Origin of the sequence: Priestia megaterium, from assembly GCF_009497655.1 — a bacterium.
Classification (GTDB): domain Bacteria; phylum Bacillota; class Bacilli; order Bacillales; family Bacillaceae_H; genus Priestia; species Priestia zanthoxyli.
Window position 1 is genome coordinate 2,491,154 of record NZ_CP023317.1, and the last position, 23,158, is coordinate 2,514,311.

The 23,158-nt window shown below is 37.6% G+C and carries 24 protein-coding genes; 8 read left to right on the forward strand and 16 right to left on the reverse strand.

The genetic code is table 11. The annotated features are described in order from the left end of the window. Positions 1 to 46 precede the first annotated feature (46 nt). Positions 47 to 688 carry a LysE family transporter gene (locus CEQ83_RS12485; protein WP_063247899.1) on the forward strand — a complete coding sequence of 214 codons (642 nt, stop codon included), beginning with the start codon at positions 47 to 49 and terminating at the stop codon, positions 686 to 688. On the opposite strand, the gene CEQ83_RS12490 is transcribed toward CEQ83_RS12485, so the two are convergent. The 4 genes from CEQ83_RS12490 to CEQ83_RS12505 all read right to left on the reverse strand — a co-directional run bounded on the left by CEQ83_RS12490 (position 674) and on the right by CEQ83_RS12505 (position 6,854). After that, positions 674 to 1,495 carry an alpha/beta fold hydrolase gene (locus tag CEQ83_RS12490; RefSeq protein ID WP_098999381.1) on the reverse strand — a complete coding sequence of 274 codons (822 nt, stop codon included), beginning with the start codon at positions 1,493 to 1,495 and terminating at the stop codon, positions 674 to 676. The genes CEQ83_RS12485 and CEQ83_RS12490 overlap by 15 nt on opposite strands. Positions 1,496 to 1,707: 212 nt before the next feature. Next, complete coding sequence (gene parC, locus CEQ83_RS12495; protein WP_033579117.1) at positions 1,708 to 4,134, reverse strand: DNA topoisomerase IV subunit A; 2,427 nt, start codon at positions 4,132 to 4,134, stop codon at positions 1,708 to 1,710. After that, a complete protein-coding gene (gene parE, locus CEQ83_RS12500) occupies positions 4,131 to 6,107 on the reverse strand; it encodes a DNA topoisomerase IV subunit B (RefSeq protein WP_028413163.1) in 1,977 nt (658 codons plus the stop codon). Before parE ends, parC begins: the two co-directional genes overlap by 4 nt. A 333-nt stretch (positions 6,108 to 6,440) precedes the next feature. Further along, on the reverse strand, positions 6,441 to 6,854 hold the full coding sequence (locus CEQ83_RS12505; protein WP_013057242.1) for a CoA-binding protein: 414 nt from the start codon (positions 6,852 to 6,854) through the stop codon (positions 6,441 to 6,443). Between the two features lie 205 nt (positions 6,855 to 7,059). Here CEQ83_RS12505 and plsY point away from each other — a divergent pair, with 205 nt between their 5' ends. After that, positions 7,060 to 7,653, forward strand: a complete 594-nt coding sequence (gene plsY, locus CEQ83_RS12510; protein WP_014459891.1) for a glycerol-3-phosphate 1-O-acyltransferase PlsY — start codon at positions 7,060 to 7,062, stop codon at positions 7,651 to 7,653. 379 nt (positions 7,654 to 8,032) lie between these two features. Beyond that, positions 8,033 to 8,323, forward strand: a complete 291-nt coding sequence (locus CEQ83_RS12515) for a HesB/YadR/YfhF family protein (RefSeq protein WP_098113032.1) — start codon at positions 8,033 to 8,035, stop codon at positions 8,321 to 8,323. Positions 8,324 to 8,365: 42 nt separating this feature from the next. Here the strand turns inward: CEQ83_RS12515 and CEQ83_RS12520 are convergent, their stop codons facing one another. The 3 genes from CEQ83_RS12520 to tlp form a co-directional block, all read right to left on the reverse strand. After that, positions 8,366 to 8,788 (reverse strand): acyl-CoA thioesterase, encoded by a 423-nt coding sequence (locus CEQ83_RS12520; RefSeq protein ID WP_048019239.1) that lies wholly within the window; start codon positions 8,786 to 8,788, stop codon positions 8,366 to 8,368. 78 nt (positions 8,789 to 8,866) lie between these two features. Further along, complete coding sequence (locus CEQ83_RS12525) at positions 8,867 to 10,294, reverse strand: phospholipase D family protein (protein ID WP_098113033.1); 1,428 nt, start codon at positions 10,292 to 10,294, stop codon at positions 8,867 to 8,869. A gap of 112 nt (positions 10,295 to 10,406) precedes the next feature. Then, on the reverse strand, positions 10,407 to 10,649 hold the full coding sequence (tlp, locus tag CEQ83_RS12530) for a small acid-soluble spore protein Tlp (RefSeq protein ID WP_098999383.1): 243 nt from the start codon (positions 10,647 to 10,649) through the stop codon (positions 10,407 to 10,409). A 172-nt stretch (positions 10,650 to 10,821) separates the two neighbouring features. On the opposite strand from tlp, the gene CEQ83_RS12535 reads away from it, so the two are divergent. Beyond that, positions 10,822 to 11,433, forward strand: coding sequence for a hypothetical protein (locus tag CEQ83_RS12535; protein ID WP_034266493.1), 612 nt, complete (start codon positions 10,822 to 10,824; stop codon positions 11,431 to 11,433). A gap of 31 nt (positions 11,434 to 11,464) precedes the next feature. Here CEQ83_RS12535 and CEQ83_RS12540 read toward each other — a convergent pair whose 3' ends face one another. From CEQ83_RS12540 to acnA, 4 genes are all read right to left on the reverse strand, one after another. Next, the gene (locus CEQ83_RS12540) at positions 11,465 to 11,608 is read right to left on the reverse strand and encodes an acid-soluble spore protein N (protein WP_014459885.1); all 144 of its coding nucleotides are present in this window, start codon (positions 11,606 to 11,608) and stop codon (positions 11,465 to 11,467) included. Positions 11,609 to 11,652: 44 nt separating this feature from the next. Further along, positions 11,653 to 11,796 (reverse strand): FbpB family small basic protein, encoded by a 144-nt coding sequence (locus CEQ83_RS12545; protein WP_014459884.1) that lies wholly within the window; start codon positions 11,794 to 11,796, stop codon positions 11,653 to 11,655. Between the two features lie 212 nt (positions 11,797 to 12,008). Beyond that, positions 12,009 to 12,608, reverse strand: a complete 600-nt coding sequence (locus CEQ83_RS12550) for a TlpA disulfide reductase family protein (RefSeq protein ID WP_028413159.1) — start codon at positions 12,606 to 12,608, stop codon at positions 12,009 to 12,011. A gap of 195 nt (positions 12,609 to 12,803) precedes the next feature. Then, a complete protein-coding gene (gene acnA, locus CEQ83_RS12555) occupies positions 12,804 to 15,524 on the reverse strand; it encodes an aconitate hydratase AcnA (protein ID WP_028413158.1) in 2,721 nt (906 codons plus the stop codon). 221 nt (positions 15,525 to 15,745) lie between these two features. On the opposite strand from acnA, the gene sspO reads away from it, so the two are divergent. The 4 genes from sspO to ku all read left to right on the forward strand — a co-directional run bounded on the left by sspO (position 15,746) and on the right by ku (position 17,824). Then, positions 15,746 to 15,895, forward strand: a complete 150-nt coding sequence (gene sspO / locus CEQ83_RS12560; protein ID WP_013083371.1) for a small acid-soluble spore protein O — start codon at positions 15,746 to 15,748, stop codon at positions 15,893 to 15,895. A 212-nt stretch (positions 15,896 to 16,107) separates the two neighbouring features. Then, positions 16,108 to 16,248, forward strand: a complete 141-nt coding sequence (locus CEQ83_RS12565) for a small acid-soluble spore protein P (protein WP_013057256.1) — start codon at positions 16,108 to 16,110, stop codon at positions 16,246 to 16,248. Positions 16,249 to 16,399: 151 nt separating this feature from the next. Then, complete coding sequence (locus tag CEQ83_RS12570) at positions 16,400 to 16,840, forward strand: Hsp20/alpha crystallin family protein (RefSeq protein WP_098113035.1); 441 nt, start codon at positions 16,400 to 16,402, stop codon at positions 16,838 to 16,840. Positions 16,841 to 16,990: 150 nt separating this feature from the next. Next, the gene (gene ku, locus CEQ83_RS12575; protein WP_099331059.1) at positions 16,991 to 17,824 is read left to right on the forward strand and encodes a non-homologous end joining protein Ku; all 834 of its coding nucleotides are present in this window, start codon (positions 16,991 to 16,993) and stop codon (positions 17,822 to 17,824) included. A gap of 22 nt (positions 17,825 to 17,846) precedes the next feature. Here the strand turns inward: ku and CEQ83_RS12580 are convergent, their stop codons facing one another. The 5 genes from CEQ83_RS12580 to CEQ83_RS12600 all read right to left on the reverse strand — a co-directional run bounded on the left by CEQ83_RS12580 (position 17,847) and on the right by CEQ83_RS12600 (position 23,157). After that, a complete protein-coding gene (locus CEQ83_RS12580) occupies positions 17,847 to 18,245 on the reverse strand; it encodes a hypothetical protein (protein ID WP_098999385.1) in 399 nt (132 codons plus the stop codon). A gap of 187 nt (positions 18,246 to 18,432) precedes the next feature. Then, positions 18,433 to 20,145 carry a DUF2357 domain-containing protein gene (locus CEQ83_RS12585; RefSeq protein ID WP_033579125.1) on the reverse strand — a complete coding sequence of 571 codons (1,713 nt, stop codon included), beginning with the start codon at positions 20,143 to 20,145 and terminating at the stop codon, positions 18,433 to 18,435. Then, entirely contained in the window at positions 20,099 to 21,733 is a 1,635-nt protein-coding gene (locus tag CEQ83_RS12590) for an MrcB family domain-containing protein (protein ID WP_098999387.1), read from the reverse strand. Before CEQ83_RS12590 ends, CEQ83_RS12585 begins: the two co-directional genes overlap by 47 nt. A 420-nt stretch (positions 21,734 to 22,153) precedes the next feature. Then, entirely contained in the window at positions 22,154 to 22,606 is a 453-nt protein-coding gene (locus tag CEQ83_RS12595) for a hypothetical protein (protein ID WP_372454456.1), read from the reverse strand. Positions 22,607 to 22,677: 71 nt separating this feature from the next. Next, positions 22,678 to 23,157, reverse strand: coding sequence for a (2Fe-2S)-binding protein (locus CEQ83_RS12600; protein WP_063247888.1), 480 nt, complete (start codon positions 23,155 to 23,157; stop codon positions 22,678 to 22,680). Position 23,158: the final 1 nt, after the last annotated feature.

Here is a 23,158-nt window from a genome sequence, read left to right on the forward strand (position 1 = left end):
ATATATATAAGCTACTATTGGACAAGTTAGAAAGGAGGCTGTGTTTGTGGAGTGGTTTTTGATTGCTATAAAACAAATAATTCTAGGTATTAGTCTCGCAGCACCGGTAGGCCCAATTAATATAGAGATGATTAAAAGAGGTCTGACAAAAGGATTTTGGGCTTCTTGGCTAGTTGGTTTAGGAGGAATGACAGCCGATATCTTATTTATGCTTCTCATTTTAATAGGGTTAACCCCTTTTGTTCAGATGCAGGCTGTTACGGTTGTCCTGTATGCAACGGGTTTTGTCATGCTCACATTTGTTGGCTTTCAAAGTATGAAACAAGCTGTCTCTCGTTCCTTTTCAGTAGATGTAAATAACCCCTCTGCTAAAAAAGATAAGTCGTTTTTTACAGGTTTTTTTATTGCTCTTATGAACCCTTTAAATATTGTGTTTTGGTTCGGTGTATTTGGATCAAGCTTAAGCGAAAGTCTTCAAAGTCAAACGTGGCTATCCGTCTTTTTTCATAGCTTCTTTATTATTTTTGGCATAATTCTTTGGAATTTAAATATTGCGGGCAGCATTCATTTTACAAGAAAATTTATCACGCCTAAGCTTTTTCGCCTCATTACATTAGGTGCTGGTTTTTTACTTTTTTTATTTGGCTGCCAATTCGGTTTTAAATGTGTATCCTTACTTATCGGCTGAGCTTTTATTGATGAGTTCAATAAGGGTGTCGTTTACTTTCTCACGTTCATCATAAAAAAGACCGTGTCCACTATTTTCAAATGGGATCAGTGTAGAAAATGAAATGTGGCGATTCATTACTTTTGCAAGATCAAATGGACAAATTTGATCTTTTTTTCCGTGTAATATATATGTCTCAGCGAAAATTTGACTCAAATCTTCCCGTAAGTCTTCGTCTCGTAAAGACACCGCAGTTTTAATCGTTCCATGGCCAGATGCCTCTAAACCTAAATCTTGAAACCATCCTCTAAAAGCTGCGCTGGCAGGCTGATTAAAAAATTTTTTCCCAAAGTCTTCAAGCATGTTAGGACGATCTCTATACGTATTTTGAATAATTGTATTTACTTCTTCAGAAGGAAGTCCGTATGGAAAATCAGTTTTTTGAATAAAGCTTGGAGCCGCTGCCCCTAATAAAATTAACTTCTTCACACCATATCCTAAGTGTCTACTCATATATCGAATGGCAATGGCTCCCCCCATAGAAAAGCCTACTAGAGTATAATTTTTAAGTCCTAATTTTTCTACTAACATACGAATATCATCCGCTAATTGATTGTAAGAATAGCCGGTGAAAGGCGCATCTGATTTTCCAAATCCTCGAAGATCAGGAGCAATACACCGAATACCGCAGGCCGGCAGCGTTGTAAATTGGTATTCGTACATTTTAGCATTAACAGGCCACCCGTGAAGGAAAAGAACGGGTTCCCCTTTTCCAATATCCCGAACAAAAAGTTTAGTCTTAGGAGTTACGTGAATAAAATAGTTCATATATAACACCTCCTAGATGTTCTTATATATATATGTTTTGGACAATTTGAACATTCAAAAGTTTCTTATAGGCTTGTGTAGGAGATGCATGATGTTCATTTGGAATGAGGAGTAGGAAAATCATTTTACATTGTTTATTTAGAACATAGTTTATTTTAAAAATATTGGGTAGAAAAAGTAGTAAAGCTTTAAAAACTTTACTACTTTTTTTGTTATTTTTCTTCCAGCCACATATCAACTAAATTGCCAGCTTCGCTTTGGTCCAATACGAATGAACCGTTGCTATATCGGTCACTAGCTCGCATTGTAGATGGATCAACCTGCTCGATTTGACCTTTAGATGATTCCACTATCATGTAATGTTCTTTAGAGATTACTTTTACTTTTGCAATTTGATGCGGATTAGATTTTAGTTCTCGGACCATCACTAGCCCTCGTTTTGCTCGTGCTGATTCTTCAAACTCAGCAATTTTTGTCTTTTTCACAGCTCCTCGCTGCGTGGCGATAAATAATTCAGTTGATAGAGCTTCATCTTCATCGAAGATAACGCCGCTTACAACATAATCATCGTCTTTTAAGTTAATTCCTTTTACACCAGAAGCGCGAGTTCCTACAATATTAATTTCTTCTTCCCGGAAACGCAGTCCGTAGCCAGAGCGAGTGGCAATAAACACTTGTTTTTTACCATCCGTTTGATATACGTCCACTACTTCATCATCGCCTTTTAAATTAACGGCGACAAGAGCTTTGGAGTAGCGCTGTGCTTTATATTGAAGTAATTCTGATTTTTTGACCATACCATTTTTCGTAAAGAAAAGCAGATACTGATTTTCTTTAAATTCTTTTACCGGTATCGCTCGTACAATCTGCTCTTCTTTATCAATTGGAACAATGTTCATGATATGCTGACCCATGTCTTTCCACCTGATATCAGGAAGTTCGTGCACTGGCATATATAAATAATTCCCTTTGTTTGTGAAGATGAGCAGCGTTTCGGTTGTATTAATTTCATACTTGGCTAAAATTCGGTCCGTATCTTTCATACCGAAGTCTTGCCCGTTAGACGCGGCGTAAGAACGAAGACTTGTTCGTTTTACATATCCGTCTTTTGTGACTGTTACCATCACTTCTTCAGATGGAACCATCACTTCTAGATTAATTTTAATCTCTTCGATTTCCGCTTCAATTTTTGAGCGGCGTTCTGTACTGTATTGCTTTTTTACACGGCGTAATTCTTTTTTGATTACATTAAAAAGTTTTTTCTCGCTATGTAAGATTTCTTCTAACTCGTTAATTTTAGCACCTAGCTCTTCAGCTTCTGCTTGTAGAGCTGTAATGTCCGTGTTTGTCAAACGGTATAATTGAAGCGACACAATCGCTTCTGCTTGAGGTTCTGTAAATTCATATTTGCCAATTAAATTATTTTTAGCGTCGCGCTTATCTTTAGAAGCTCTAATCGTCGCAATAACTTCATCTAAAATCGACAGTGCCTTAATCAATCCCGCTACAATATGTTCACGTTCACGTGCTTTTTGCAGTTCGTATTTAGAACGATTTGTTACTACTTCTTTTTGATGATCAATATAAGCATCAAGAATGTTAGCCAAACTCATAAGCTTTGGTCGCTTTTTAGCAATGGCAACCATGTTAAAATTATACGGTACTTGCAGATCCGTATTTTTATAAAGGAAGTGAAGTACTCCTTGAGCATTTGCGTCTTTTTTTAATTCTACTACGATGCGCAGACCCGTACGATCCGTTTCATCGCGAACTTCAGCAATACCTTCCACTTTTTTATCTAAACGAAGCTCATCCATTTTCTTCACAAGGTTGGCTTTGTTTACTTCAAACGGAATTTCCGTAATGACAATTTGCTGTTTTCCGCCGCGAATGGACTCCACTTCCGTTTTTCCGCGAATAATAATTTTCCCTTTACCTGTCTCGTAGGCTTTCTTAATCCCGTCTACACCTTGAATGATTCCCCCTGTAGGAAAATCAGGACCTTGGATAGCCGTCATTAATTCTTCAATTGTACACGTTGGTTTATCAATTCGCATGATCGTTGCGTCAATTACTTCACCTAAATGATGAGGAGGAAGTTCTGTAGCATAACCAGCTGAAATACCCGTGGATCCATTCACTAGCAAGTTAGGAAACATAGCTGGTAACACAGTTGGTTCGCTGCTTGTATCATCGAAGTTAGACACAAACTCAACCGTTTGTTTGTCAATATCTCGTAGAAGTTCTGCAGCAATCGATGAAAGGCGAGCTTCTGTATAACGCATTGCTGCTGGGGGATCTCCATCAATACTTCCGTTGTTTCCGTGCATTTCGATTAATACATTTCTAACTTTCCATTCTTGACTCATTCGAACCATGGCATCATATACAGATGAATCACCATGAGGGTGATAGTTACCAATTACGTTTCCTACAGTTTTGGCTGACTTACGAAACCCTTTTTCTGCTGTATTTCCATCTACGTGCATTGCATATAAAATACGACGCTGAACGGGTTTTAACCCGTCTCTTGCATCCGGCAGTGCACGCTCTTGAATAATATATTTACTGTATCGACCAAAACGGTCGCCTAGTACATCCTCAAGAGGTAAATCTAAAAAGCGTTCTGTTTGTGTCATTGTACGTCCTCCTCTGCGACCGTTAATACATTTTCATTATCTAAAATATTTGGATCTTCTTCTAATCCAAACGCTACGTTGCTTTCAATCCATTTTCTGCGTGGTTCTACTTTATCGCCCATCAAAGTGGTCACACGACGATCAGCGCGAGCAGCATCATCAATACGAACACGAATCAGCGTACGCGTCTCTGGGTTCATTGTTGTTTCCCAAAGCTGATCTGCGTTCATTTCACCGAGACCTTTATAGCGTTGAATCATATACCCTCTTCCTACCTTATCGATAGCACCTTGCAACTCTTCGTCACTCCATGAATATTCAACCACTTCTTTTTTACCTGACCCTTTACTTACTTTGTAGAGCGGTGGAAGAGCAATAAATACTTTTCCTGCTTCCACAAGCGGTTTCATATAGCGGTAGAAAAACGTTAGAAGAAGCACTTGAATATGAGCCCCATCCGTATCCGCATCGGTCATGATGACTATTTTATCGTAGTTAATATCATCGATTGTAAAATCTGCGCCTACTCCTCCGCCTATCGCGTGAATGATCGTACTAATTTCTTCGTTTTTAAAAATATCTTGAAGCTTGGCTTTTTCGGTATTGATAACTTTCCCTCGCAGCGGCAGCACAGCTTGAAAGCGGCGATCCCTTCCTTGTTTTGCTGAACCTCCGGCGGAATCCCCTTCGACTAGGTACAGTTCGTTTCGCTGAGGATTTCTTGATTGCGCAGGCGTCAACTTCCCGCTTAGAACGGTTTCTTGACGCTTTCGTTTTTTCCCGTTTCTTGCGTCTTCTCTCGCCTTACGTGCCGCTTCACGCGCTTGAGCAGCTTTGATTGCTTTTTTTACAAGAAGAGAGCTTACGTCTGGATTTTCTTCTAGGAAATAGGCAAGTTTTTCAGAAATAACTGCATCTACCGACGAACGAGCTTCACTTGTACCTAACTTTCCTTTGGTTTGTCCTTCAAACTGAAGCAACTCTTCAGGTATTCTAACGGAAACGATGGCTCCTAATCCTTCTCGTATATCCGTTCCTTCTAAGTTTTTGTCTTTTTCTTTTAGCAGGCTTACTTTACGGGCGTATTCATTAAACGCACGCGTCATAGCGCTTTTTGCACCGGACTCATGCGTTCCCCCGTCTTTGGTACGAACATTATTAACAAATGATAAAATGGTTTCAGAATAACCATCGTTAAATTGAAACGCAAATTCAACTTCAATATTATGATGAATCCCTTCAAAAAAGACGACTGGATGAAGTGAATCTTTTTCTTCATTTAAATATGAAACGAAGGCTTGAATACCTGTTTCATAATGAAAGATATCTTGACGATCATGCCTTTTATCGATTAACTCTATTTTGAATCCTTTTAACAGAAAAGCCGATTCGCGGAGCCGTTCACAAAGCGTATCATAATTGTACACGGTTGTTGAAAAAATCGTGGCATCCGGTTTGAAATGAATCGTTGTTCCCGTTTTTTTTGTTTTCCCTATTTTTTCTAGCGTCGTAACCGGCTTTCCTCCATTTTCAAAACGCTGTTCATAAATAAATCCATCTCTATGAATAGTTACAGTCAACCATTCAGACAGCGCATTTACAACAGATGCACCTACTCCGTGTAAGCCTCCGCTTGTTTTATATCCACCCTGTCCGAATTTACCTCCTGCATGCAAGATGGTTAAAATAACTTCAGGCGTTGGTTTTCCTAGTTTATGCATGCCAGTTGGCATACCTCGACCTTTATCTTGTACAGAAATTGAATTATCTTTGTGAATGGTTACAATAATTTCTTCTCCGTAGCCTGCTAGAGCTTCATCGACAGAGTTGTCGACGATTTCATATACTAAATGATGCAGACCTCGTGTATCCGTACTTCCAATATACATACCAGGACGTTTACGAACGGCATCTAATCCTTCTAGTACTTGAATTGCATCTTCATTATAATTAAATTGTTGTTTCCGAGCCATTCATACTACCCCTTTCATCACAACGAACATTACTACATTATGTATGAAACACAAACGTTTGCGCTTCGTGTCTAAGAATAAATGATCATGTATCCTATCTTTTAATTTTATAGTGTTCGCATCAACAGAACGTATGTTTCTATTTTTGCGTACTTACAAGATTTTAGCACAAATTTCCGTATTATAAAAGCAATATCTTGTGTATTCATGGATTATAAGCCTTATAAAGCTAGCTGTCTAACGTCTATTGTAGCGGAAACTCTCTTACTATTTCAACGCATGGTGAAACCCATGCAAGCAGTGTGCATGGGTTGGTTGTTCTGCTTATAGATCTTACTTTGTTAAAGCATGCTCGACTTTTATACAACGATCCATAACTACAGTATACCCTTTTTTAGCGAGCAGGTCATATGCTTCTTCATTAATTAAACCAGATTGTGCCCAAAATACGTCTGCATCTACTTCTAAAAACTCTTCTGCAACTTCAAGCAAATGCTCAGAGCGACGAAATACATTAACGATATCAATATGCCCTTCAATTTCTTTTAATGAAGATACGGCTTTTACGCCGAGCGCTGAGTTGATTGTTGGGTTCACCGGAATTATCTCGTAACCTTGCTGCTGCATGGCTTCTGAAACCATATAAGACGTTCGATGAGGATTATCTGATAAACCTACTACAGCAATGCGCTTGCTTTTTTTTAATATTTTACCAAGCTCTTGACGGGAAGGAATTTTAATGGACATGTCTATTACCTCTCTTAGCTATATAATATGTACTGAACAACATTCGCGATTTACAGTTGATTTCCTGCATATAGTACCCGTTTTCTCTATTTTTGTAAACGTCTTCTTTTTTAAAAATAATTGGCTCTCACCCAAAACTAACTATGTTTTTTTAAGTATCTCATGGTAAAATAGAAACGATATAGAAATAAAGGAGCTTTCAAACATGAATTATTTATTACCTATTCTTGCCTATATCTTGGGCTCTATTCCTTTTGGACTAGTTGTTGGAAAACTAGGATACGGCATCGATATACGAGAGCATGGAAGTGGCAATTTAGGCGGCACCAACTCATTTCGTACATTGGGTGTAAAAGCCGGAATTATCGTTACACTTGGAGACATTCTAAAAGGCACCCTAGCAGCTTCTTTACCGCTTTTATTTGATACAAATCAAAACATTCTCTTCATTGGTTTATTTGCTGTCATTGGTCATATTTTTCCTATTTTCGCGAAATTTAAAGGCGGGAAAGCTGTTGCCACATCCGCCGGAGTGATTTTATGTTATGAACCTCTTTTATTTGTTTTCGTGCTATTATGTTTTTTTATCTGCTTATACATAACGAAGTATGTATCACTGTCATCAATGGTTACTGGGGTATTAACCTTTATCTACACGCTATTTAAACAAGACTACATGCTTATTATGATTATTGGTGTAATTGTAGCCTTTGTCATTTACAGACACCGCGCAAACATTACGCGAATTCTTAACAAAACAGAACCGAAAGTCACATTTTTATCAGGTAAAAAGAAATAAGAGGAAGAGCCTCTTATTTCTTTTTTTATAACCGCTTTGTAAGCGAATACATTTCTTGTTTATTAGTTATACTGATACTAAAATAAGGAGGTGAATAATGTGAAGAAAAAATGCCCCATTTGCAAACGTAATAAGAAAATGGATTCACAGCTAGAAGGAAGCCGCTACTGCGTTCACTGCTGGGAAACCATTGGAAAACAATATGATTTTAAATGAAAGAATGAAACGATTTAATATAGAAATGAAGCATTCGCCTCTATATTAAATCGTTTTATTTTATTTTATCTTATTCCTTCCTAGCTGGATTCGTATATATTGGTAATTTATCTATCTTTCTACTATAATAAATGTATCCGCAGTATTGGAAGGAGCATAATTAATGAAATTAACAGTAACAGAAGCAGCAGCTACATGGTACAAAGACGAAATGATGCTAGAAGGAAACGAAACAATTCGCTTTTTTGTTCGCTACGGCGGATGCAGCAACGTTCAAAAAGGTTTTTCTTTAGGTGTAAACACAGATTCTCCTAAAAACGTTGGCGTTGAAACAAAAGTTAACGGTTTAACATTTTTCGTAGAAGATGAAGACCTTTGGTACTTTGATGGTCATGATTTGACCGTAAATTATAATGAAGAAACAAAAGAACCTGACTTTCATTACGAAGCGTAAGAATAAAAAGCATCGATTTATCGATGCTTTTTATTCTTACGCTTAACCCTGCTTTTTGGCGTCTTCATAGGCTTTATGCCATTCCGGATAATTACGGCGAATCGAAATAGGCTTAAAGTTTTCTTTTTTTACACATACGTGTGACGATGTTCCTGTTAACGCAAGTTCTTCATCTGAATTAAAAATTTCGTATCCGTACACAACGCGTAGACCGTCATAGTTCTCAACCCAAGTATGTACCACAGCTGTCTCGCCATAATGAAGCGGCTTTTTATATGATGCCTGTATATCAATAACTGGCGACAGCACACCGTCTCTTTCCATTTGTGCATAGCTAAAACCTAAATCACTGATAAACTGTGTTCGGCCTATTTCCATCCATACTAAATAGTTAGCATGATACACAACGCCCATCTGATCGGTTTCTGCATAGCGCACTTCGATTTCTTTCTTCGATACTAGCATGATTCTACCTCCTCTTGCACTGTTCCTGTTTTATCTTACCATATAAGGAGAATATACTCCTACTAGTTTGGTTATTACTCAATATGTTGTAAGACTAAGCGCATCTTGAATACGATATATCAGTGTTTCCAGCCTCGTCATCTTATTTTCATACCTTTTATAAGGAAGTGTGTATGTGTAGTCTTTATTTGTCCATAGGCGGTCAAAATAAGCGTTTAGTTCCGTCATAACCTTTTTGTTAGGAGGTCCTGATACTTTAATATCCGTTTCTAAGTTCAAATCATCCAAATTTCGTTTTGTGAAATTTGCTGCTCCTGCAATAATCATTGCCTTTCTTTTGTTTCGAATAAATAAAGTTTTGGGATGATACTGCTCTTTTCCCGTATGATACCAGCGAACTTTAATATCGCCTTTAGATTTTTTCACAAGTTCTGCTGCGACTGGACGGTTAGGCAGTCCGAACTTTTTTCTTCCGAACGCATTTTCATTAGGGTCTAAAATTAATCGTACGTTTGCCCCTTGTTCGGAAGCTTTCAAAAGCGCCTTTATTACGTCTCGATCTCCAAGATAAAACATGCCAAGCCACACATCGTCGCCTTTTTTAGCATGACGTAAATCATGTAATACGTGCTTATAAATTTTGCCTTCTGTTAACAGCTGAACATAGAGGTCTCCCTTTTCTTTTTCTTTCTTCTTATACCGAGGTAAATCTCCTCCGTAAGAAAAATCAGACACGGCTTGTTCGCTTTTTACAACATCTCCAATGATATTCCCTTTTACTTCAAAGGCCATGTTGGAATTATAAAAGCTTGCATCATGAGGATTGGCAGAGGAGATAATAACGCTTTGATCGGTTGCTACTACTTTTCTGTGATTAGCTTTTACATTTAACAACTTAAAATAAGCACGGGCCGTCACGTTAGGCGCATTATTTCCGAAAGGATTCGTGATCCATCCAGTTCCTTTTTCACCAAACCACTGAACAAAAGTTCTCCACACTGAAGAATATAGTGGAATGGAGTCTCTGAGCTTAGATAAATTGGTTTGCACCACTTTGATTCCGTTTAGCCGCAGTGAATCTAACCACTTTGAATCATGTGAGCCGTAGGTTGTATTGATTTCATCTGTAATAAAGACGATTTCGATAGTAGGATGTTTTCGTTTCTTTTCAATCAGCTTACTTGCAAGTGTATCACTAAGGTGAGGAAACGTTTCACCTTGGTTATAGTAGCCATTAAATAGAAACATATCCATAATAATAAAAGCTTTTGCGTCATCAATCGCATTCGTAACTGCTTGAAAAATATGTTGTTCGGAAACCGACGTCTGTTGGTCTTGATACGTTAGGTCCGATAAAAGAAATACATCTTCTACTTTGTGAGGCTTACTTTCGTATGAAACTCCTTTAGGCAAGGGCTTATGCGTGTGATAAGAGCCCACAATAATCAAAACGACAAGTAAACTGACCAAAATCCTTACTATTTTCTTTTTCACGTGCTTTTTCACCTACATAAACCTCTTCGCTAGTTTATATTATTATTCACCTTACTAAAAAAATATAGAAAGAAAGCAGCTAAAACCGTTTATTTTTAGCTGCTTATTGTCGCTGTTTTACTTATTAAATCGTACCTTCGTAACCATTTTGACGAGCTTCTGATTCATCTTTTATTTCGCTGCGCATTGCTTCAATGCTTACTTCGCGATTGTGATTTTTTTGCTGAATGCGCTGACGTTCTTCTTCAGTGCTGCATACAGCAGCTTCTTCTGCTTCTTCAATGTTTTTCATTGTATTTTGTACCATTGTTTGTAATTTTTCAACGTTATCACTGCGATCGTCTGGATTCGGTTTATTCCATGCCATTGTATCTTCCTCCTCAAAATAACTTTGTTACAATTGTAGTATGCCGGATTTGTTCATCTCTATAAGTGGAAAAAAATGATTTTAGTTTACATAATATAATTATAATTAAGTTAAAATGTATATATAAAACATACATAATATGGTAATATATACATACAAAGGGGGAATCGCTATGACCAAACGAATGATAACATTACTAAGCGTCATCTTTATTGCAGTGCTTGCCGTATTTTTTATGTCGCAAACTTCATTGGCATCCAAATTGACAATAAGTGCCTCTATCAAGCCTCACCATTACTCAAAACATGAAGAAAAAATGTTAGCCGTGACAAACTTAGACTACAAAAGTAATATCATGGCATACGATGTTAAAGCTCCTAATGGAGCAAAAGAAGCTTATGTAAAAGCTACTTATTATGAAAAGGGAAAAGCCAAACAACCTTTATTCTCAGGAGGGTTGACTGTTTCAAAAGAATTTGACATGTTTGCTATTACATATAAAATCGATGATGATACTCACAAAGTAATGTTTAATGTGGGAAGCAACGATACAAACCTAGGGATAGAAGCGGAAAAGCCAAAGAAAATGAACGGCTATTCCTTTACTGGATTAGAGAAAAAACAAAAAGTGAAAATGAATAAACCATATCCAGTTGCTGCTTTATTTGGTGACGATGGCAGTGGCATACGAGTTGCTCCGCTTTCAACCGATGACGGAGAAGTTGTTAAAGAGCTTATTTCGAGCAACCCTTACGTTTATTTATTCACAGTAGAATTCAAATAATAAAAAGTCGCTGAATTCAGCGACTTTTTATTCATTCACCTTTGGTTTGAATAACTTGAGGATGCTTGCCGGATGTATCTTGCATTTGTTTTCCGTTATTTCCACCAGCTTCTCTCGGTTGAGTGCCGATGTGATTCGGAACAAAACTTTTGCTTTGTTTTTTAGGATTTCCCATGCTTATCCCCTCCTCACCGTTACTCTAACCAACTTACTTTAAAGTTATTCAGCTCTTTCAAGCATACGATCTTCTAACCGCTTTTCAATTTCCAATTCAATGCGTTCAATTTCTGACTGATCTTTTAACAGCTGCGTTTTATTTTCTTGCACTAACTCTTCAAATGAACGTTTGCGTAATTTTCTCATGATTCCAACACCTACTTTATGTAATTTTTATGAAAAATCTGAAAAATCAAAAGAAACTGATATCATATAGCTATCTATATTGTAACCAATTTGTCAGATAAGTAAACATACTTTTTGAAAAGTTGTAAGAAAGTTTGACATATTTACTGACTTATCTATATATACGATGGTAAAGTAAATAAGTTTCATTTTTAATAAAACAAGCAGCGAAGTTAATTCGCTGCTTGTTGAGCAAAGTTTTCCATTTGTTTAAGCGTCATTGGACCATTCACTCGCTGAACAATTTTCCCTTCTTCATCTATAAAGTAAGATGTCGGAATGGTGGACACCCGGTATTTTTTACTTCCCACAGTATCTTGGTCGTCCAATAATACATGAAACGTAAACTGTTTTTCTTTCAGAAACTTAGATACTGCCTGTTTACTACCTTCTGATGAAGTTAAATTAACCGCAAGCAGCTGTACGTCGTTTCCATATTTCTTATAAAACGCTTGCATATCGGGCATTTCTTTTTGACACGGCGGACACCATGTGGCCCAAAAGTTTAAAATAACTTTTTTTCCTTTAAAGTCCGATAATTGAACAGTTTTTCCGTTCGTATCTGAAAGTGTAAACGGAGGTGCTGTATCTTTCGGTTCTAACCCATAAGCTTGACCAGAAGCCTGACGAGCACTATCGCCTTTTTTAATATTTAAATCCTTGTATTCGCTTAAGTTAGAATTATCGGATGCTTCATTTGGAGAAAGCCCTTCCCAAAGTGCGTAGCTAAGAAAGCCTACTAGAAGCAAGACCGCAATTATTTTTTTAACCATATGATCGGCTCCTTTATTTCTTCTAAAAAGTGATAATCTATGTACTAATAGATATGTGCAATATCTACTAAAATAATCCTTTTACAGGGCATTTTCTTTTATAATATAGCATATTTCCCTCTCACTTTTTGTCGAAAACGGTGCGTTTGCATAAAAAAAGAGCGGCTCACGAGAACCGCTCTTTTTCTTTATACCTTACGCATGTGTTTTAGACTGTAATTTATCACGAAGCACCATTTGAAGGATACCACCGTGACGATAGTAATCAATTTCAACTTCACTATCGAAGCGAACCAGTACTTCAAATTCTTTTTTGTTTCCAGCTTCATCAGTTGCTGTTACTTTTACAAGATCACGTGGTTTTACTGTTTCATCAACTGCTACTGCAATTGTTTCTTTTCCAGTTAAACCTAATGTATCCGCGCTTTCACCATCTTTAAATTGAAGAGGTAAAACACCCATTAATACTAGGTTTGAACGGTGAATACGCTCAAAGCTTTCAGCGATTACTGTTTTAATACCTAAAAGATTTGTGCCTTTTGCTGCCCAGTCACGAGAACTTCCCATGCCGTAATCTTTACCTGCAAGTACAACAAGACCTGTACCTTGCTCTTTGTATTTCATACAAGCATCATAAATGCTCATTACGTCATTTGTTGGCCAGTACGTTGTCCAGCCGCCTTCTGTACCAGGAGCTACTTGGTTTTTAATGCGGATGTTTGCAAATGTACCGCGCATCATCACTTCATGGTTACCACGACGAGAACCGTATGAGTTAAAGTCTTTTGGTTCTACACCGTTTTCTTGAAGGTAAAGACCTGCAGGTGATGTTTTTGCAATTGAACCCGCTGGTGAAATGTGATCCGTTGTCACTGAGTCACCAAATTTCGCTACTACGCGAAGATCATTTAACGCTTCTACTTCACCTGGCTCTTCTGATAACCCTTCAAAGAAAGGTGGGTTTTGAATGTACGTTGAATCATTCTCCCACGTATAAAGAGCATCTTCGCTTGTTTTAATTTCATTCCAGCGCTCGTTATCATCGAATACGCGCTCATACTCGTTACGGAATAATTCAGGCGTTACCGTACGGCTAACAACTTCTTTAATTTCATCTTGTGAAGGCCAAATGTCACTAAAGAATACTTCGTTTCCGTCTGTATCAATACCGATTGGATCTTTTTGTAAATCTACATCTACTGTTCCAGCCAGTGCATATGCTACAACAAGCGGCGGAGAAGCAAGATAGTTACCTTTTACTAATTGATGAATACGTCCTTCAAAGTTACGGTTTCCTGAAAGAACAGACGTTACAAGCAAGTCGTTGTCTGCAATCGCTTCTTCAATTTCAGCTTCTAATGGACCAGAGTTACCGATACAAGTCGTACAGCCATAGCCTACGATGTTAAAGCCGATTTTATCTAAGTATGGAAGCAATCCTGAATTTTGAAGGTAAGCCGTTACTACTTTTGAACCTGGTGCTAAAGAAGTTTTCACGTAAGCTGGAACATCCAATCCTTTTTCTACCGCTTTTTTCGCAACTAAACCAGCTGCTACCAATACGTAAGGATTTGATGTGTTCGTACAGCTTGTGATAGCCGCAATAGCGATGGCACCTGTTTTCATTGTTGTTTCTGAACCGTCTGCAAGCTTAAACGTAACTTCTTTATCCACGTCTTTAGCATCAAGTCCGAAGCTTTGATTGCTAACAGGAGCTGTTAAAGCTTTCTTGAATTCTGTTTGCATTTGAGAAAGTGGAATTAAATCTTGCGGACGCTTTGGACCTGAAAGATTTGCTTCAATCTCAGCAAGATTAATCTCAACAACATCAGTGAAAATTGGATCTTCATTTTCTGGTGTAAAGAATAAACCGTTTGCTTTTGTATATTGTTCGACAACCTGAATGTCTTTTTCATCTCTTCCTGTTAAACGCATGTATGCTAATGCCTCTGCGTCAACTGGGAAGAACCCGCATGTTGCACCGTATTCAGGAGCCATATTAGCAATTGTTGCACGGTCAGCTAATGGAAGTTCTGCTACGCCAGGACCGAAGAATTCAACGAATTTTCCGACTACTCCTTTTTGACGAAGCACTTGCGTAACTTTTAACGCTAAGTCTGTAGCTGTAGTACCGTTTGGTAATTCACCAACAAGTTTAACACCGATTACTTCAGGAACTGGGAAATAAGAAGGTTGACCAAGCATGCCTGCTTCCGCTTCAATACCGCCAACACCCCATCCTAAAACACCGATACCATTAATCATCGTTGTATGAGAGTCAGTACCTACTAGAGAATCAGGGAAAGCTACGAATTCGCCATCTTCTTCAACAGCATGAACAACGTTTGCTAAATATTCTAAATTTACTTGATGCACGATACCAGTAGCTGGCGGAACTGCACGATAGTTATTAAATGATTTTTGAGCCCAGCTTAAGAAATTATAGCGCTCTGTATTACGTTGAAACTCAAGGTCCATATTAATTCGTAATGAGTCAGCTGTACCTGCTTTATCAACTTGTACGGAGTGGTCGACAACGAGGTCTACTGGAATTTCTGGATTGATTTTGTCAGGATCTCCTCCTAAATCAGCCATTGCTTTACGAAGTGACGCTAAGTCTACAACCGCTGGAACTCCAGTGAAATCTTGAAGAATAACACGAGATGGTTTGAAAGGAACATCGATATCTTTGATATCTTTTGTTCCCCATTTTGCAAGGTTTTCGACGTGTTCTTTTGTAATAACACGGCCATCTACCTGACGAAGAACAGATTCTAATAATACTTTAATTGAATACGGCAGCTTAGATACGTTACCTAAACCTGCTTCCTCTAAAGCTTGTAAGCGGTAATAATTATATGTGCTGCCATTAAGATCGAATGACGAACGAGCGTTAAAAACGTCTTTTTTAGTCATTGCTTTTACCCCCTTAAAATTCTATGTATAAAGGATTTACTTACCCCATCCTCTATTCCCTTCACCATCTATCTTAATATAATATTATACATAAGTAAATAAAAAGAATGTTATTAATTAACATAAGTTTCACTTATAACCTTTTTCCATCTGCCTTTTATTTTTCTAATAATTCATATTTCATTGATTTTTACGCATGCTAGAAACGGAGGTGATTCAACATGGCTAAACGCAAGTCAAACCACGTCATTCCTGGAGCTAACGCGGCTAGCGCTCAAGGAAAAGGAGCGGGTTATAATGAAGAATTTTCAAATGAACCATTAACCGAACAACAGAAACAAAATAATAAAAAACGCAAAAAAAATCAATAAAACACTCTCTTATTGGATATACTAATCACTAGTTAGAAAAGCAAAATCGTTTAACTCCATGAAATCTAACGAGAAGGCGTCATTATATATGGCGCTTTTTTTCTGTTCCCATTTCCTGTTTTTGCTAAACCTATTTTTAGAAAGGGGAATTTTTCATCGGATAAATCCCCTGTCACTATCCCACCCTAATAAATGAAAGGGAGGGTTTAACTATGAACAAAAACAGCAGCAAAGACATCAGAAGAAATGCGCCAAAAAGCAATTCTGGACAGCCCGAACCGCTAAGCGGATCTCATAAAGTAAAGAACCGTAAGCATTCTCGCCAAAAACACAATAGCGGACATGATATGTAAAACAGCGGCAAGCTCTCTACAGAGCTTGCTTTTTTATGCATAGAAAAGGCAGCTAGTACTTCAAGCTTATTCTTTGCACAGGAGTTCACTAAGTACATAAACGCGCATATGATAGTAAAGTGAACAGTTTAAATAATGGAGGAACGCAGAAATGAAAAACAAGCGTCTGCCAGCAGACCAAATGTTTGTAAAAGGCTTTCAAGATTTGTTAGAAGTCATGCTTTCAAATCCCTTTATGAGTTATTTAGATTATGATTCCGTTCGTATAGATTTATTTGAAACAGAACAATCATTTATTGTCGAAGCTGAATTATTAGGGTATCACCCTAAGGATATTATCGTTCAGATACAAGCTGACCACTTACAGCTGACAGCCAAGAAATACTGCCTTAGAGAATTTCATGATGAAAAGCAAGGAACGCTTGCAAGAGAACAAATGGAAGAAAGCGTTGAACGTACAATTGACTTTCCATTTTCATTGTTGAATAAAAAGATTACCGCTACATTTAGTAACGAAATCCTTGAAATTACGATTTCCAAACATGAGACAAATGAATCTAATCAGCAAATAGTTCCTATTGAGTTCCAATAAAGCTGCAGATGTTGTCTCTGCAGCTTTATTGGAACTATTTAATTGTTTATTTAGCACATAGTTTTTTTAGAAAGTTTTCCTTTTCAAAACAATTGGATATCTCATTTGTTTTACGGCACACTACTAAAAAAGAGTAAAAGGAGAACATTTATGCTTCATACTGCTTGGAAAGGTAAAATCAGCTTTGGATTAATTGACATCCCTATTAAACTGCACGGAGCAATTGAAGAAAAAGATGTAAAGCTGCGCACACTGCACTCCGTTTGCCATACACCCATTCATCAAGAAAAACATTGCCAAACGTGTGGACGAGAAGTAGAATCCGATGAACTGGTTAAAGGATACGAAACCGCGACCGGTCAGTTTGTTGTACTTTCACAACAGGAAATTGACCTTGTCAAAGAGCCCTTTGCAGCAAACAAAGCTGTTGAATTGTTGCACTTTGTTTCGTTAGATGACATTGATCCCCTGTTTTTTGATAAGCCCTACTATATTTCTCCTGAAGAAACGAGCCTAAAAGCTTATTATACGTTATTAAATGCACTTGAAATAACGAATAAAGTCGGTATTGCCAATGTATTTTTATATTCCAAACAGCAAATCGCCATTATTCGTTCCGTGGGCGGCTCTCTCGTTCTTCACACGATGCATTTTGAAGAAGAACTTCGTTCAGTCACAGATGTGCCTAACTTATCTACTACTTCTTCTGTTAATGAAAGTGATACACAAGTGACGGTGGAATTAATTGATAAGCTATCTACTTCTTTTAATCCATCTATTTACAAAAACAACTACCGAGATGCCTTACAAAGCGTCATTCAACAAAAAATAAATCAAGGCGAAGTTACAAAAGTAAGCGGAAGCGAAGAACGAGATATTCGACATTTAATGGAAATTTTAAAGGTGAGCATAGATCCTTCTACTTTACAGCCGACAAAATCAACAGCAGAGAAAAAAACGTCATCCTTAAAAAAGAAAGCATAAAAAAAGCTAACGAAGAAGTTCGTTAGCTTTCATTTGCAACAGAAGTCTTAGGAACAATAGCTCCATATGACGCCGGTATTTTTAAATATTGCGTTACTTGATCATTTTCCACAAAAACAATAAAGTTATCTTTTTTATCTTTTCCAATACCTTTTGCTTTTGCTTCAGACCAATTGAAGCCCAGCTTTTCATTTACCTCACTGCGGGTCATTTCCGGTCCAAAAACATATACTTTATCCCATCTAAAATCACATAATTCATTAAAATCAAGGATGGAAGCTTCTTCTTTACTTTGATTTGTTTTTTTAATTTCATTAATTACGGTTTGCTGAAGTTGCGCTTGGTTGCGTTCGCTGTATACCCTGTCAATAAAAAAAGTTGCCAATAGCGCTACTAACGTGAATAGTAGAATCTTTTTCACTTCGTTGTCCTCCTGATACGTTCTCTGCACATGATACGACTTCTTTTCGATACGGTTTTATTCTCTACTATTCTAGAAAATTCAACAGGAAAATACAACTAAAATCTCGAAATGTCATCAAAACATAAAAAACTTAACACTATGTCAACGCATAAAAAAAGGGCTTGTTCACGTTCTACCTATTTACCTAATCAGCGCTGAAAAGATTTGGTTCTTCCGTACAAATAGTTTTAATAAATTCTTCTACTAGCCCTTCCTCTCCCGGCAAAAAAGGCAGCGCACCCACTCCAACGCGTTCAATACTTTTATAAAAATGATGCTGCTTATAGCCTTCTGCTTTCCCTGGAAACAGCACAACCGCTGTTTGTACCGGTTTTATTCCATTTTCCTCTACAATAGCGTCTCGGTAACGGTGCATGGTATTAATATCTTCTTCTCTAGGAGAGGGCGTATCGTGATTTGGTTTGATACGATACTTAGCGTCAAAAAGATATACACTTTTTTTCTCCCCTTGCTTTACTTCAAGCAGCAAGTCCGGCTTTTGGATAACAGTATGAGTATGATGGTATTCTTTTTGATACCATAGCGTTACTTCTGCTTTTCCCACCTGAAAACGATGGTAAGAGGCCTGCACTCTGACATTCAACCCTTGTTCTGTCGTTGTCATGATGTTTTGTTCTATTCGTTTGCCGTAAATTTGCAACTTCTTTAAAAGACTAACATACGTCCAGTATTCATAGAGAGTTGCGATATCTTTTAATGAAAGGTGGTAAAACTCTCCGTTAAGAGCCAACCCTCGCGTTAAGAACATAAAGTATCTGCTTGCTTCCCGGTAGCGGGGTGCCGTACGGAGTGTAGAAGGAAGAGTTGAAACTTGTATGGTCTTCACTCTTTGCCAGAACACATTGTTTAGCAGCCTTTTTAATTCGGTATGATTGGTTTCTAGAGCCGACACCGCTTCTTTTTTTACATATCTATCTTCTATCAATTTGTCAATTAGTGTAGTTAGCTTGTGATACAGCTGCGTCATCATCCATTTAACACTTTGATTTTCCAAATTATCATAGATAGCTACATGTCTTGTGCCAATTGCTTTTGTGGGTACTACTTTTATATGCCGATTAATTTTAATTCCTCTGCTTGAAGATGCAAGATAGGTAGGGTGTGTTCGGACAAATGATATAGCCTGGCTATCTTGTTTTTTTATTTGATCTCCTCTCATGAGCTCATGTTCAACTTTTACCGATTGAAACGGCTGATTCTCAATCTGACGAACAGAATGAAGAAAGGGTTTCATATAGTGAGAGAGCACATGATAAAATTCCGTCCATGTTGCTTGTTTAGACCAAACCGATTTTGCTTCAATATACGTTTTACGGAGCATATCGTATGCCAAATCATGAATGTATCCGTTCACTTCATCAACCATGCGTACATAATCTGTCTTGTAGCTCATCTTTGACGGGAAAATTTCAAGAGTAAAAGACAGCTCTTTTTCTATTTCACTGTAGACATGAAACGTAGAATACCCTACCTCATTTTGAAAGCTTATATTTCCTGTTAAAATGTAGGGAAATCCTACGGTTTGAAAACTTTGTTCAACTGCTTTTGAGTCGTGATTAACAAACAGACTTGTTTCATTTTTTGAAACAACTGTAATTTGATAGGTTTCATTTTCAAAAAATAAAGGCTCAAGCGGCGGTTTGGAAGTCATCATGCCTTTTGTTTGATTTAGTACTTTTACATGTGTGATTCCTTTTCCCGTACAAGAAAAAAACATCACTTCTTCTGCAGATTTTATTTTTTTCTTATTCTTTCCTTTTATAACCACCGTACACGTATCGGTTTCAATTTCAACGTACGGTATTAATCCAAAATGACGTGTATCCGTATACTTCAAAACGTCTCATCATCTCCATTATTTTGCGTGCACTTTTAGGAAATCTCATCCCGTCTGCGTTGACAACAGCTGTCTCAAATTCATCATCGAGCAGCGTATTTGTACAGTAATAATAAAGATTTTTTAATAGGTCAAATGTGTAAGCATCGCTTCCTGAAATACGAGGCAAAACTTTTTGCAATATCTGAAAATCAAACGCCTGATCAAATGTAAACACTCCGCTTTTCACTGCGTAAATTAGATAAAAGCATATTTCGTCGCGTACGCGGTAACCTATTTGCAAATCGACTTCTGTAAGCATCTCGTTGACGGTTAGCAGTTCATTTGTTACTTCGTGAATGAGCTCAGCATGTTCAACATACGCATCTTTTAAGTGAACGTATTGACTTTGAATTTGTACATTTTCAATACTGTGCCGAGGTGGATCTCTCTCATCTAAAAAATCAAAAGAATCTAGCTGAATCTTATTCAGCTCAATGGTGTTGGTACGATCTAACAACTTTTGACTAAACCCATGAGTTGTTTCATCCATATTAATGGTACCGATAATGAGAAGGTTAGATGGCAAATAAATATCTCGGAACATCTTATGTCCAGGAAATAACGGAGCTGTTTTGATTTTCCCTTTTGACCAGCTTCTGCTTTCCATCACGCTTAAAATATCGCTAAAATAATGTTCAACTCGAGCTAAGTTCATTTCATCCAATATGGCAACATATGTGTAAGCTGGATGCTGAATGGCTTGCTGCATAATCGACAGAAACGATCCTCTGCGAAAATCTCCTCTTAAATCAATATACCCTAATAAATCTGAACTATCGTGCCAATCGGGCCGAACTGGAATAAGCACTTGTCTGCCATTTTCAATCGTGGCACCGATACTATCTGCTAAGAGCTGCGCAAGCTTTGTTTTTCCCGTCCCGCTCATTCCTGATAAAACAATAAAAGGCTTGGTCTTTAAAGCAAAGTAGGCGTTGGCTATATCTTGTCGTTCGTATGTAAATCCAGATTTCTTAATATACTCATGAATGTGGACGATGGCGTCTTTATCGCCAATCATCTCTTTGCTCATTCCGTATGTTTTTATATACTGTTCATGCATACTCAGCAGTAAATGCAAATCATCTTGAAGCTGATCATTATTAGGTAAGTCTGCTATATTGTAAGGAAGGTAAAGAGCTACTCTATCCTCAAAGCTTTTCGCTTCCATGCTTGTACCAATGACAATATGATTATCTTTCAATACGCGGGCATGTTCAGGAGTAAAAAAACGAATGTCTTTCAGATCAGTTCCTTCCCCTGCATCTCCTTTCATCATGACTAAGTAAATGCGCTGACCGTCTTCACTGAATAAATATGCTACTATCACATCACTCTCTATATTCTTATTGGCAAGAGTCACGTAAGGAAATGTTTCAGCGTGGTGGCCCGATATACGCATTTCTTCTCGATTTATATGCTCCAATCGATAAAGAGAAATCGGAAGCCGGCGTGTAAGCATATTTTCTATTTCATGTTTTACAAGTACGTCTCCACCCATTTGTTTATAATGTTCCGCTACATAAAGCAGCCGATCGCGCAAACTCATCGAATTCTCTCCTTTCTGCCTTCACTGCAGTTTGTAAAAATAAAAAGCATCGTCAGCTGACCACGCAAAAGTTTCGTTTCTTTTATTATAGACGCTTTCTTCGTATCGTAAGCTATTTTATAACGTTAGAAAACACTACATTATTCTTTTCTCTACATATATGTTTATGTTCATTTTAATGAAACATGACCGAAAAGAAAAGCGTTAGGGGCTTAATGAATGAAGAGGTAATGATACGAACAGAAAAATAGGCAGCTTCTGTACAAAGTGATACAATCGCCATTATGCTACATGATTATTTGATGTCTGATGCTTTTGGCTGAGTAAAGAAAAAAATAAAAATAATAAGCGGCAGCGCGATAAGAAAAATACTCGTCTCTGAAGGTCTTACTGTAGGTATATCCGTTAATGACATCTTAATCAGTCCTTTGTAAATTTTTCAACTAAGTCAGGATTTACATAAAAATGTTTTGATACGGTACGATGAAAAAACTGAGAGGATTGATTTAGTTCACTTAATGCAGGTTCTGTTTTAGGAACGCCAAAAATAGGTCCACTTACATTAATGGTAAACCTTCCAGAAGAAATAAAGGCGCCCGACACATTGATCTGGTTATTAAGCAGCAACGCCGCAAGAATCACATCAATCATATCAATAATGATATTAATTCCCGCATCTCCGTCCTTTCCTTCTATTCGGCTAGTTCCTGTAATAGGTCCCCCTACTGAAATACGAAAAGCTCCGGGTGTCACAAATACGCCTATAATTGTTATTTGGCCAGTTAATAATAATATAGCTGTTACTACATCCAGATTTCGTTGAATGGCAAAGATCAGTTCCCTTTCTTTGTCAAAGCCGCTTTTCCATTCCACATTCTCCACACCCTTAGCACATACTATTCTAAACACGTGTAAATGTTATTCTATTTTTTCTTTTTCCCGTCTCACTCCCGCTCCGAAAAGTGTAAAACAGATTTTACTGCGTCTTCAATTTCTTTATACCCTGTACATCTGCATATATTGGAAGCAAGCCACTCCTTTATAATATCGTCACTGCCTGAAGGATGGTGTTTGGAAAGCAAATGAGCATTCATGATAAAACCCGATGTGCAATAACCGCACTGAAAAGCAAAGTGTTCAATAAAAGCTTTTTGCATAGGTGAACTCTTCAGCCCTTCTATAGTCATTATTTCTTTCTCTTCTGTTTCTGCCGCTAACATGAGGCAAGATTTCATTGGCCGCTGATTTATCCCTACTGTACAAGCTCCGCAGTCCCCGTTTAAGCAGCCTGGTTTTGCTCCGGTAAGGCCCAGCTTTTCTCTTAATACGTAAAGCAACGTATCTGCTGTTCGGATATCAACCATTTTTTCTTCACCATTAACCTTTAGCTTAATTGTTATTCTATACCGTTCATCTTTTAGCATG